This is a genomic window from Plantactinospora sp. KLBMP9567 (assembly GCF_033446045.1).
Taxonomy (GTDB): Bacteria; Actinomycetota; Actinomycetes; order Mycobacteriales; family Micromonosporaceae; genus Plantactinospora.
In genome coordinates this window covers 31,908-44,129 of the sequence record NZ_JAWQRR010000053.1, presented here as the reverse complement: position 1 = coordinate 44,129, position 12,222 = coordinate 31,908, and the positions used below count along the sequence as shown (strand labels likewise).

Below are 12,222 nucleotides of genomic sequence, written 5' to 3'. Positions count from 1 at the left end.
CCCCCTCTTTTCGCATTCTGCCTGAGAAGGGGACCTCTCCTGACACACCTCAGAACGTGATCAGCGGGTCACCGATGAAGTCGGCGATGAAGTTGACGAAGAAGAAGCCGAAGAACAGCACGTTGAGCACCAGCAGTACGTAATGCCAGGGACGCGGCCGCGCCGGCCGGGGCAGCCGGCTGTTCAGGTAGATCAGCAGGAACGGATAGAGCAGCGCGCCCAGGTTCGACATGTTGGCCGACCACTGCACCAGGTTGACCGGCACCGCCAGGTGCAGCACCACTGAAATGATCACGAGCAGCAGCAACATGAACGGGTAGTAGAACTTGCGCGGGTCGCCCTCCAGCAGCCGGCGCAGCCGGGGACTGGTCGCGTGCGCGGCGTCGGTGCTGACCCGCACCATTCCCTCGAAGATGCCGAGCTGGGTGCTGAACAGCACCAGTACGCCGATCAGCAGCATGCCGTAGAACATCAGTGGCCCGTAGTCGGGTTCGAGGGCGGTGGCCACGAAGGTCGGTACGTTCGACGCGGTCGGCGCCTCGCCGGAGAGCTGCACCGCCTGTGCCATCAGGATGGTGGGCAGCAGCATGCCGAGCATCGCACCGACGAAGAAGATCCCCCACATGTCGATGAGCAGCAGCCGGTACCAGCGCCGCCACCGGGCCGCGTTCGCCGGGTTGTCCGGGAAGGTGACCCCGGTGGCCAGCAGTTCCCGCCGCTCGCCGCGCAGCCCGGAGATGTACCCGGTCCGGAAGCCCATCCCGTAGCCCTTGTCCCGGTAGTGGCCCATCACGTACCAGTTGAGGCCGGAGACGAGTGCGGTGAACCCGGCCAGCCCGCCGAGCTGGGTGGCGGTGATCCCCTCCGGCGGCGCGGCCGGGGTGACGAAGCCCCGAATCCCCTCCCACCAGATGTCCCAGGGCACCACCAGCAACGCCACCAGCAGCAGGGCGAGCAGGACGGTGCTGACCATCACCCAGTTGGCGAGTTCGAGGGCCCGGCTGATCCGCTTCGCCCCGGCAGCGATCAGGAAGACGAGCACCAGCAGGGCGATCGCCCAGAGCCGTGGCTCCTCCGCCCCGGACGGCGGCGCCTCACCGTGCACCAGCGCGTACATGCCCTGGCCGGCCGAGGCCGCCCATCCCCCGGCGATGAACGCGAAGATCACCAGGAACACCGAGAGCGGTACCCAGAGCAGGTAGCCGGGCGGCACCCGCCCCCAGCCGACCACCGGAGCCTCGCCGGTGGCCATCACGTACCGGGAGCACTCGATGTTGTAGAAGGTCTGCAGCACCGCCGAGATCAGGATGACCCAACCGACTCCGACGAAGCCGAACTGGCCGACCGCCTGCGGGCCGAGCAGCCACTCGCCGCTGCCGATCGAGATGCCCAGCGCGATCAGGCTCGGGCCGAGGGCGTACTTGACCAGTTCTCGGGGGCCGAGCCTGCGGACCTTGAAGACCTCCTCGGGCTCGGGAAGGTCCGCCACGGCGAGCGGGGGACGGCTGGCGCCGAGTGGATAGGACTGGACATCCGGGACCTGTGTCGCTTCCGCCATGAGATGCCTCCTTGGAAGATCCCCCCGGGCATCAATCGTCATCCATCGGAAACCGGTAAGCAATAATCGATCTCTGTCAGCACGCTCCTGGATTGGTCAATCCTGAATCAGACAGTCGACCCGGTTGTTCGACTGGTCCGGGTCCTGCCCGGTCAGGGGGCGATGCGGAGTCGCCGGATCGCCGCGCCGTCGTACTCCTCGAACCGGAAGCGGAGCCCGGCGAACGGGCTGCCGGGGAAGTCTCCGGTGATGGTGGCGGTGACCACCGTCCCGGCCGGGGTCTGCTCGACGTCGGTGATCTCGTAGCTGACCAGCGGCACCTGGCCCCGCCAGCGGCGGATCTCGGCGATGCCGCGGTACGTCTTCCCCTCGTCCTCGACCACGGCGTCGTCGGCGAACAGCCCGAAGTAGGCCTCGGCGTCCTGCTGCGAGGCGTACGCGAAGTACCGGTGGATGATCTCGGGGACGGCGTTGGCACTGGTCACGATCGGTCTCCTAAGTTACTTTCGAACTAGAAGCTAGTAGCTTCTACACTAGCATCAACTCATCAGCGGCCCGACGGGAGACAAACCGGTGGCAGGCAAGATCAGACTTGAGGACCGCGAGTGTCCGCTCTCCACCGCACTCGGGCACGTCGGCGAGTGGTGGACGCTGCTGATCCTGCACGACACCTTCGACGGCTACACCCGGTTCGACCAGTTCCAGGCGAACCTGAAGATCTCGTCCAGCATCCTGACCAGCCGGCTGAAGACCCTCACCGACAACGGTCTGCTGCGGCGCCGCCGCTACCAGACCCGCCCGGACCGCTACGAGTACGTCCTCACCGACCTCGGCCGCAGCCTCCGGCCGGTCGTGGTCGCGCTGGCCGCCTGGGGCAACTCCCGGCTCCGCCCCGAGGAGCGCAGCATGATCCTGGTGGACCGGGAGACCGGCATCGAGGCCGACCCCGTGGTGGTGGACCGGGCCACCGGCCGCCGGCTGGACGGCGACGACTTCGTCTTCGCCGCCGGCCCCGCCGCCAGCCCCGCCATGCGGTCCCGGTACGCCGACACGAACGCACGCCGCCCCGCTCCGGGCTCGCCCGACTGACGCACCCGTCCGAGCGCCCGGGAGCGGGCGAACCTGTTCGACCTGCCCGGCCGGAATCGGAGGTAGCACAGACGAGGCAGCTCGACAGTTTCCGCTGGAAGGGGTCGCCCCGCCGCGCGGGCGGCCGTCAGCGCCGGGTACGCCGCCGGTAGGCCAGCGAGGCCACTGTCAGCCCCAGCCCCCAGGCCGCCCCGGCCAGCGGCCACCACCTGCGGTCCGCCCGGTACAGCGCGACCGCCAGCGGCGCCGCCGCGCCGACCAGGGCGCCCGGCGGGCCGGTCTCCCCCGCCGGAGGGAAGCGACCCCGGTACGGAACCACTGGTACGGGCGAGACGCGACCACCCCAACGAGACCCCCGAGAACGGGCGTTCCGGACCACAGCCGTTACCACGATCCCTAGCCTGGAGGTGCGGGTTTGTCAGGAAAGGGGACCGAGCCGAGACTCATCGGTGGCCGAGATGCCTCATAGAGCACGAAGAACGTCACACGGTATCCAACGGTCCGAGCAGTGGGAGCAGCCAACGCCCCGGCGGATCGGCAGAGAATCCCGGGCCGCGCCCGCCGCACTGCCGATGCCCCGGACCGGACGGGCGCTCGCCTGGCAACTCCTCAGCACCCTGGCCCTGCTCGCCGCGCTGGTCTGGATCGGCCGCGCGCACCTGCGGGCCGGCCGCCCCGACACCTGGCTGCTCAGCCCGCTGGACGGCTTCGCCATCGCCCTCGGCGGCGACGGGCCGCACCCGATGCGGCAGCGACTCGGGCTGCTCCTGCTGGCCCTGATCTGCTTCGCCGCCTGGCGGCACCGGCGCCGGGTCCGGCTCGCCTACCGGCCCGGGCCGGTGGACGTGCACGAGTTCACCGACGCCACCCCGGACCACAACGCCCCGGTCGACGACCTGAAGAGCCAGTTCTGCCAGCGGCTCTCCGAGACGCACATCTATCCGCCGTACGCCGGACCCGCCGACCCGCCGCCCGAGACCTTCCTCGACGTGGCCAGCGGGGTGGACCCGCGCAGCGGCAACCCGCTGGTCATGCTGCTCCAGATGCTGCCCCGGCTCTGGCCGAAGATCGGCTACCGGGTGACCGGGGTGTTGCAGGTCCGGGCCCAGGAACCCTGCTACGGCGTCTCCGCCACCGTCACCTCGTTCGTCGGCGGCGGCCGCAGCGCGATGACCACCCAGTGGGGCGGCACCTGGGAGGAGGCGACCCGGCGGACCGCGTACTGGGTGCTGGCCACGATCCTGCCGGTGACCCGGCTGGGCCGGGCCGCGCCGTGGCGGAACTGGCACGGCCGGGAACTGCCGGCGGCACTCTTCGCCGCGTACAACAAGGGCAAGGAGTTGCAGGACCGGCGGCAGTTCGACGAGGCGCTGCGCTACTACGGCGAGGCGCTGGGGCTCGACCCGTTCAACGCCGACCTGCGGATGATGGTGGCCAGCGTGCAGGAGGAGATGGGGCTGTTCCTGGAGGCGCTGGACACGTACCAGTCGGCACTGGTGCTGCGCGAGCAGGGCGGCTGGTACGACGACCACGTCTGGACCACCCGCGCCGGCCGGCTCCGCCACCTGCCCCGGCACCTGCTCGGCACGCTGCGCTACCTGCGCCGCCGGCCCGACTCGATCAAGCTCCGCTACCAGTACGCCTGCACCCTGGCGTACACGGAGCGGACCGTACACCAGTGGTTCAAGCAGGACGGCGTCGGCGACCGGGAGAAGGTACGCCGCCAGGTGCGGCAACGCCTGGAGAAGGCGTTCGTCGACCGGTACTGGCCGGTGGTGGTGACCTTCGTCGACGCGCCCGGTGAACCGGCCGCCAAGGAGTGGCTGCGCCGGGTACTGCGGGAGTTCCCGGAGGCGACCCGAGTGGTGTTCCAGATCGCCGCCGCCCAGGAGCTGTACCGGCTGCGCGAGGACACCGTGCTCGCCTGGTTCGTCCGGGCCACCCGGTCCGAGGTGACCCACTCGGCGCTGCTGCTGCTCCGGGACGTCTGGGCACCGCTGCGGCTGGCGAAGGCGTGGCACGACTGGGCCGCCGCCGGCTGGCAGCCGGCACACCCTCCCGCCGCAACCGGGCTGGCCGGGCGATCCGGTGACGGTGACGGCCGAGGGCCGGCCGATGACGGCGGAGGGCCGGCCGGTGACAGCCGAGCGCCGGCCGGCCCGTTCGACGACGGGGGCTGCCTCGCCGGCTGGTGGCGGCGCGGCCCGCGTACCCGGGCCCGGGCGCTGAGCCGGGAGTGGCCGTGCCGGGGCGTACTGCTGGACCGGGCGATCCGGCGGGCGCAACACCGACGGTGGCCGAGACACCATCTCGGGTCGTTCGACTTCTACAACGCGGCCTGCACCTATGCCTTCGCGCTCAAGGGGTACTTCCCGGAGCTGGAGCGGACCGCTCCGGCGTACCTGTCGGCGGCCGGCCGGGCGCTGTGGCGGGGCCGCCGGCTGATCGCCGACGCGCTGCCGCTGGCGTACCCGCCCCGCTGGCACCGCCGACCGGCCGCGCCGCCGGCCACCTCGACCGGTCCGGTGGCGCCGGAGCCGACCCCGCACCCGCTGCCCCCGCCGGTCGCGCCGCTGGTGACGAAGGCCGTGGAGCAGCTACGGGCCGCGCTGGCCTGCACCGAGAGCGGGGTCGCCGCCGACCGGCTACGGCGGTGGATCCTGAGCAGCGAGCCCGATCTGGCGCCGCTGCGCCGGTTGCAAGACTTCGGGTACTTCGAGGAGGAGGTGTACCCGAGCCTCAAGGTGGTGCTGCCGCGCCCGGACAAGGTGATCAACTCCCGGATGTCGGCGTACGCCAAGGAACTGCTCTGCCAGGGTGCCGTACTCCTCGAACAGACCTGGCACGACCGGGCCCTGCCGCCGCAGACCGCCGACCCGCACCAGCTCATCCGCTGGCTCGACCTGGACGCGGAGACCTGGGACACGCTCTGCCGGATCGCCCTGGACCACGCCCGGTACTGGCGGGACCGGGCCGAGTTCATCCGGCTGCTGCGCGAGGCGGTCGACCCGATCCGGATCGCCGAGGCCCGGTTCCCGCCGGCCATCCCGCGCTACGACGACCTCTGCCTGGCCGGCGCCGACCGGCTGGTCGGGGACGGCAGCCGGACCGAGGAGAACATCGAGCGGCTGGCCCGGCACAACATCGCGCTGGTGGACCGCCGGCTCAACGCCATCTACCAGACCGTCGCCGAGCACGCCGGGGACGGCAGCCTGCGCGCCCGGCGCCGGCTGGCCGAGCTGGACTACCGGGGCGAGCCGCTGCGCGGCGACGAGGCGCAGGGCATCTGCACCCGGCAGGCCGGGCGGTGGCACCAGGTCGCCGAGCGGATGCGGGAGACCGGCCCGGTGGTCGACGCCAGCGGCCTGGACGTGTTGCGACTCCAGGAGCGCTGACCGGTGCCGGCCGGGGCCCGGGTCAGACCAGTTCGGCGTCGTGCACGAGCAGGGCCACCTGGACCCGGTTGGTCAGCTCCAGCTTGGTCAGCAGCCGGGAGACGTACGCCTTCACCGTCGCCACACTCATGAACAGCGCGGCGGAGATCTCCGCGTTGGACCAGCCCCGGCCGATCGCGACCGCGACCTCCCGCTCCCGGGCGCTCAGCCCGTCGAGCAGGCGTACCGCGCGGTCCCGCCGGAGGTCGGCGTCCCGCCGGGCCGGCGTACCAGCGCCGGTCACGTGCGCGATCAGCTTGCGGGTGACCGTCGGGGAGAGCGTCGCCTCGCCGGCCGCGACCCGGCCGATCGACGCGACGATCTCGACCGGCGGGGTGTCCTTGAGCAGGAAGCCGCTGGCACCGGCCCGCAATGCCCGCAGCACGTACTCGTCGACGTCGAAGGTGGTCAGCACCAGCACCTCCGGCGGGTGCGGCAGCCGGCGCAGCGCCTCGGTGGCGGCCAGCCCGTCCATCCGGGGCATCCGGATGTCCATCAGCACCACGTCGGGGCGGTGTGCGGCGACCGCCGGCAGCACCTCGCTGCCGTCGGCCACCTCGCCGACCACCAGCAGCTCCGGCACACCGCCGAGGATCATCGACAGCCCGGCCCGGACCAGCGCGTCGTCGTCGACGATCAGCACCCGTACCGGACCGGCCGGCGGCTCCGGCGGCGATCCCGGAACCGGATCGACGTGTCCCCCGCTCACGATGGCCACGGTAGCCAGGCAGCCAGCCGGAAGTCACCCGAGTCGGTGCGTCCGTGCTCCAGCCACCCGCCGAGCAGCGCGGTCCGTTCACCGAGCCCGACCAGGCCGGTGCCGGTACCCGGGATCCGGGGTCCGGCCGGCTGGCCGACCGGCCACCGGTTGCGTACCTCGACGCTGAGCCCCAGCCCCGGCCGTCCCCGCGCGGTCACCAGCACGCTGGTCCCCGGAGCGTGCTTGCGGGCGTTGGTCAGCCCCTCCTGCACGATCCGGTACGCCCCCCGCCCGAGCCCGGCCGGCGCGGTCTCCGTGGCGGTCAACTCGGTACGCAGGTCCACCCGCATGCCCGCCTCCCGGGACTCGGCCACCAGGGCCGGCAGGTCGTCCAGGGTCGGCTGCGGCCGCTCCGGCGTCCGGGCCGGCGGAACGGGCGGATCCGGCTCCCCGGCCGCCGGCAGCGGCACCGGCGGATACGGCGGGTCCGGCGGGTACGCCTTCGGCGCCGCGCCCCAGCCGTCGGACAACGGTGTCGGCTCGACCGCCTGCTCCTGCTCCGCCCCGCCCTCCGGCGGGTCCTCCCGGAGCACACTGATCACCTCGCGCAGGTCCTGCAACGCCTGGTGCGCGCTGGTCCGGATCACCCCGGCCGCCCGGGCGATCTCCTCCGGCGGCGCGTCGGGCCGGAACTCCAGCGCTCCGGCGTGCAGGCTGAGCAGCGAGATCCGGTGCGCAAGCACGTCGTGCATCTCGCCGGCGATCCGGGTCCGTTCCAGCCGCCGGGCCGCCTCGACCCGCAACCGCTGCTCCGCCTCGGCCCGGTACGCCCGGTCCCGCCAGGAGAGCACGAGCTGCCGCCGGGCCCGGATGAACATCCCCCAGGCCAGCACCGAGGCGGTCAGTACCCCGCTGAGCGCCATCCCGATCCACGGCCCGTCGGTCGGGTCGGGATTCCGGTACTCGTAGAGCACCGCGACCCCGAGGTGCGCCGCGACCAGCGGGCCGGCCACCGAGAGCGGCCGGTGCACCACCAGGGTCAGCAGGATGATCAGCGTGGCGATACCGGACGGGGTGGAGAAGAGCGCCACCGGCAGGGCCGCGGCGGCCAGCGCGACCGGCCAGCGGCGGCGTACCCAGAGCGCGAGGCAGAGCGCGGTGGTCAGTACCGAGTCGATCGCGACCGCGAGTTCCGAGTCGGCCCGGTCCGCCACCAGGGTCGGCCGCGGGCTCAGCACGTCCCAGAAGGCGATGAACGCGTATCCGGAGGCGATCAGGAAGCAGATCGTGTCGACGATCCAGTCCCGGGTCGACCGGCGGGGCCGGGGCCGGCCGGTGGCCGGGTCGGCGGTCAGGGTGGCCGGCAGCAGCCAGGGATGCTCGGGGCGCGCCGCCACACCAGTCATCTGCCAACTGTACGAACCGGCGTCGGCACCGGACACCGACCAAAGTCGAGGTCTGGAAGTAGCCGAAGGTCGCCGGCTATGGACTCCGGGCCGCAGCGCCCGACCCGCCGGCCCCGGCAGGCTCGACTGCATGATCAGTGTCGAACACCTGACGAAACGGTACGGCCGGCACACCGCGGTCGACGACGTCTCGTTCCGCTGCGAACCGGGCACCGTGACCGGGTTCCTCGGCCCGAACGGGGCCGGCAAGTCCACCACCATGCGGATGATCTGCGGTTTCACCCCGCCGACCGCCGGCACCGCCACGGTCGAGTCGGTCGACTACCGCCGGCTGCCGAACCCGGGTCGGCGGGTCGGGCTACTACTCGACGCCGGTGCGCAGCACCCGGGCCGGTCCGGGCGGGAGACGTTGATGCTCTCGGCCCGCACCATCGGGGTCTCCCGGCGCCGGGTAGACGAGTGCCTCGACCAGGTCGGGTTGAACGCGGTCGCGGCCCGGCGACGGGTCCGGGCGTACTCGTTGGGGATGCGCCAGCGGCTCGGCCTGGCACAGGCGCTGCTCGGCGACCCCCGGGTGCTGATTCTGGACGAGCCGGCGAACGGCCTCGACCCGGAGGGGATCTTCTGGATGCGCGGCCTGCTGCGCGACTTCGCCGACCGGGGCGGCACGGTGCTGCTCTCCTCGCACCTGCTCCGCGAGGTCGAGGCGGTGGCCGACCGGCTGGTGGTGATCGGTGCCGGCCGGGTGGTCGCGCAGGGCAGCAAGGACGAGTTGCTGGCCGGCGCGGGCGCGCTGGTCCGGGCCCGGGACCCGGAGGCGCTGCGCGGTGCCCTGGACCGGGCCGGGCTGCCGGTACGGTCCGGCACCGACGGCGGCCTCCTCGTCGGGGCCGACCCCGGCGCCGTCGGACAGGCCGCCGCCGACTCCGGCGTGGCGCTGCTGGAACTCCGGCCGGCGGAGAGCGCCGGCCTGGAGCAGATCTTCCTGACCCTGACCGCTGGCGAATCCGCCCGGGAGGCCGTGAGATGACCACCGATGCCACCACGCGCACCGAGTTGGCGCCGCAGGACCGGGACTCCGGGGCGCACCGGCCGGACGCCTCCGGCCGGCCGACGCTGCTCCGGCTGACCCTGGTCGAGCTGCGCAAACTCGCCGACACCCGGGCCGGCTACTGGCTGCTGATCACCATCGGCCTGGTCGCGGCGATCATCGTGGCCGTGCTGCTCTTCACCGCGCCCGACCCCGACCAGCGGTTCGAGAACCTCTTCGCACTGTCCCAGATCCCGGTTGGCATCCTGCTGCCGATCCTCGGCATCCTGCTGGTCACCAGCGAGTTCTCCCAGCGCACCGTGCTGACCACCTTCGCGCTGGTGCCGCAGCGGCACCGGGTGGTGGCCGCCAAGCTCGGCGCCGGGGTGGTCGCGGCGCTGATCTCCGTGGCGGCCAGCCTGGCGACGGCGGCGGTCGGCACCATGATCGCCGGACTGACCGGCGACGGCGGGTCCTGGTCCACCGACGGGTCGGCGTTCGTCGGCGCGGCGGTCTTCCAGGTGGTCAACGTGCTCCTCGGCATCGCGTTCGGCCTGCTGCTCCAGAGCACCCCGCTGGCGATCGTGCTCTCCCTGGTGCTGCCGATCGCCTGGTCCACCCTCGGCGGGATGATCGAGCGGCTGCACGGTGCCGCCGAGTGGCTGGACACCGGGCTCACCACGGCCGCGCTGGTCGAGCCGCCGAACCCCGGGCACCTCGACGGCGGCCAGTGGGCCCGGCTCGGTGTCTCGGTCGCGGTCTGGGTGCTGGTGCCGCTGCTCGGCGGGCTGATCCGGACGGTACGCCGGGAGGTGTCCTGAGGTGCCCGCCGACGCGACCCCGCCGGACCGCACCCGGCCGCCGGCCCGCGAACCCGCCCCGGGCCGTACCGGGTCGTCCGGCGAACCCGCCCCGGGCCGTACCCCGGCGGCGGCGCCCGGCGAGCCGACGGTGGTGGCCGAGCCGGCCGGCCGGGTGGCCCTGGTCTGGATCCTCTGCCCGCCGCTCGGCGCCGCGCTGCTCTGGCTGGTGCAGTTCTCGGCGGGCTGGCTGGCGTCGCTGCGCTGGATCCCGATGCGCGGCCCGTTCATGCTGATCGATGCGATCGACGAGCCCTGGGCCACCGGTGGCGCCCTGGTCCTCGGCACGCTGGGCGGGCTGCTCCTGGCGGGGATCGCCGCCGCCGAGCGGTTGACCGTCACCGTCGCCGCCGACGGGGTGACCCTGGTGCGGGGCACCGTCACCCGGCGCATCGGCCGGGACGAGATCACCGGGGCGTTCCGGGACGGCAAGCGGCTCGTCCTGCTCGGGCCCGCCGCCGAGGAGCTGGCCCGGGAGCCGTCGGACCTTCCGGCCGACCGGCTCCGGGTCGCCTTCGAGGCGTACGGTTACCGCTGGTACGCCGACGGCGACCCGTACCGGGCGGACTTCCGGCGCTGGACCGACGGCGGCCCGGAGCTGCCTCCCGGGGCGAACTCGCTGCTCAAGGCCCGGCAGCGGGCGCTGGACAAGGGTGACAAGGCGGACGTGGCCGAGTTGCGGACCGAACTGGTCCCGCTCGGCGTGGTGGTCCGGGACGAGGGCAAGCGGCAGTACTGGCGCCGGACCCGACCGCCCGGAGAGCCCGGGGACGGATCGGTCGGTCGGCCGGCGGAGCCCGGCTGACCCGGTGGCCGACCGTGCCGACCGGGGCCGGGGTGTGCCGTGACCGACAGCCGATGGTCGTTGCCGCCCTTTCCGAGCCGGCAGTATGGTTCGCCGAATGAGCCTCCAGCGCAGCGTCGACCCTGACCAGGTCGGCTTCGACCCGGCCAGGCTGGCCCGCGTCGACGACCACTTCGCCCGGTACGTCGACGCGGGGCAGTTGGCCGGTTGGCAGATCGTGGTGACCCGGCGGGGCGAGATCGCCCACTCCTCGACCTACGGCATGCGGGACCGGGAGGCGGGGCTGCCGGTCGAGTCCGACAGCCTCTGGCGGATCTACTCGATGACCAAGCCGGTCACCTCGGTCGCCGCGATGATGCTCTGGGAGGAGGGCCGGCTCCAGCTCACCGACGAGATCAGCCGCTGGCTGCCGGAGTTCGCCGACGTCCGGGTCTACGACCGGGGGTCGGCGCTCAAGCCGTACACGGTGCCGGCGGTCGAGCCGATCCGGGTCTGGCACCTGCTCACCCACACCGCCGGGCTGACCTACGGCTTCCTACAGACCTCGGTGGTCGACGGGCTGTACCGGGCCGCCGGGTTCGACCTCTATCCCCCGTCGGACTTCGACCTGGCCACCGCCACCGAGGGCCTGGCCCGGCTGCCGCTGCTGTTCCAGCCCGGCACCGCCTGGGGCTACTCGGTCGCCACCGACGTGCTCGGCCGGCTGGTCGAGGTGGTCTCCGGCCAGTCGCTGGACGTCTTCTTCACCGAACGCATCCTCCGTCCGCTCGGCATGACCGACACCGGCTGGTGGGCCGAGGGCGCCGACGCGGACCGGCTGGCCGCCTGCTACGCCGCGCACCCGACGACCGGCCAGGCGGTCCGGTACGACCAGGTCGGCGCGCTGGCGCACAAGAAGCCGGCCCTGCTCTCCGGCGGTGGCGGCCTGCTCTCCACGGCGGCCGACTACCACCGGTTCACCCAGTTCCTGCTGCGCGGCGGAGAGCTGGACGGGGTACGCCTGCTCGGTCCGCGTACGGTCCGGTTCATGACCCGCAACCACCTGCCGGAGGGGCAGGACCTGGGACGGCTCTCGACCGGCGGGTTCGCCGAGACCACCTTCGACGGCATAGGTTTCGGGCTCGGCTTCGCGGTGGTACTCGATCCGGTGCCGAGCCGTACCCCGAGTAACGCGGGCGAGTTCTACTGGGGCGGCATGGCGAGTACCGCGTTCTGGGTCGACCCGGTCGACGAGGTGACCGCGCTGCTCTTCACCCAGCTCGTCCCCTCCAGCACCCATCCGCTCCGTGCGGAGCTGCGCCAGCTCGTCTACGCGGCCCTGGTCGACTGACCCGGCCGGT

The 12,222-nt window shown here is 72.8% G+C and carries 11 protein-coding genes; 6 read left to right on the top strand and 5 right to left on the bottom strand.

Annotated features, from left to right (window positions below; all coding sequences use genetic code 11):
* Positions 1-49: 49 nt before the first annotated feature.
* Entirely contained in the window at positions 50-1,558 is a 1,509-nt protein-coding gene (locus R6Y94_RS38905; protein WP_318401784.1) for an Nramp family divalent metal transporter, read from the bottom strand.
* Between the two features lie 152 nt (positions 1,559-1,710).
* Positions 1,711-2,043, bottom strand: a complete 333-nt coding sequence (locus R6Y94_RS38900; RefSeq protein ID WP_318401782.1) for a nuclear transport factor 2 family protein — start codon at positions 2,041-2,043, stop codon at positions 1,711-1,713.
* A gap of 88 nt (positions 2,044-2,131) precedes the next feature.
* Here R6Y94_RS38900 and R6Y94_RS38895 point away from each other — a divergent pair, with 88 nt between their 5' ends.
* Positions 2,132-2,647 (top strand): helix-turn-helix domain-containing protein, encoded by a 516-nt coding sequence (locus tag R6Y94_RS38895; RefSeq protein ID WP_318401781.1) that lies wholly within the window; start codon positions 2,132-2,134, stop codon positions 2,645-2,647.
* A gap of 127 nt (positions 2,648-2,774) precedes the next feature.
* On the opposite strand, the gene R6Y94_RS38890 is transcribed toward R6Y94_RS38895, so the two are convergent.
* A complete protein-coding gene (locus R6Y94_RS38890) occupies positions 2,775-2,966 on the bottom strand; it encodes a hypothetical protein (RefSeq protein WP_318401779.1) in 192 nt (63 codons plus the stop codon).
* Between the two features lie 253 nt (positions 2,967-3,219).
* Here R6Y94_RS38890 and R6Y94_RS38885 point away from each other — a divergent pair, with 253 nt between their 5' ends.
* The gene (locus R6Y94_RS38885; protein ID WP_318401777.1) at positions 3,220-6,042 is read left to right on the top strand and encodes a tetratricopeptide repeat protein; all 2,823 of its coding nucleotides are present in this window, start codon (positions 3,220-3,222) and stop codon (positions 6,040-6,042) included.
* Between the two features lie 22 nt (positions 6,043-6,064).
* Here the strand turns inward: R6Y94_RS38885 and R6Y94_RS38880 are convergent, their stop codons facing one another.
* Positions 6,065-6,808 (bottom strand): response regulator transcription factor, encoded by a 744-nt coding sequence (locus tag R6Y94_RS38880; protein ID WP_412102983.1) that lies wholly within the window; start codon positions 6,806-6,808, stop codon positions 6,065-6,067.
* On the bottom strand, positions 6,787-8,187 hold the full coding sequence (locus tag R6Y94_RS38875) for a sensor histidine kinase (RefSeq protein ID WP_318401773.1): 1,401 nt from the start codon (positions 8,185-8,187) through the stop codon (positions 6,787-6,789). The genes R6Y94_RS38880 and R6Y94_RS38875 overlap by 22 nt, the downstream gene beginning before the upstream one ends.
* A 130-nt stretch (positions 8,188-8,317) precedes the next feature.
* Between R6Y94_RS38875 and R6Y94_RS38870 the strand changes: the two genes are divergently transcribed.
* The 4 genes from R6Y94_RS38870 to R6Y94_RS38855 all read left to right on the top strand — a co-directional run bounded on the left by R6Y94_RS38870 (position 8,318) and on the right by R6Y94_RS38855 (position 12,212).
* Entirely contained in the window at positions 8,318-9,217 is a 900-nt protein-coding gene (locus tag R6Y94_RS38870; RefSeq protein ID WP_318401771.1) for an ABC transporter ATP-binding protein, read from the top strand.
* A complete protein-coding gene (locus R6Y94_RS38865) occupies positions 9,214-10,038 on the top strand; it encodes an ABC transporter permease (RefSeq protein ID WP_318401769.1) in 825 nt (274 codons plus the stop codon). Before R6Y94_RS38870 ends, R6Y94_RS38865 begins: the two co-directional genes overlap by 4 nt.
* Position 10,039: 1 nt before the next feature.
* The gene (locus R6Y94_RS38860) at positions 10,040-10,882 is read left to right on the top strand and encodes a hypothetical protein (RefSeq protein WP_318401768.1); all 843 of its coding nucleotides are present in this window, start codon (positions 10,040-10,042) and stop codon (positions 10,880-10,882) included.
* A 97-nt stretch (positions 10,883-10,979) separates the two neighbouring features.
* Positions 10,980-12,212: a serine hydrolase domain-containing protein gene (locus tag R6Y94_RS38855; RefSeq protein WP_318401766.1), complete on the top strand. Its 1,233-nt coding sequence runs from the start codon at positions 10,980-10,982 to the stop codon at positions 12,210-12,212.
* Positions 12,213-12,222: the final 10 nt, after the last annotated feature.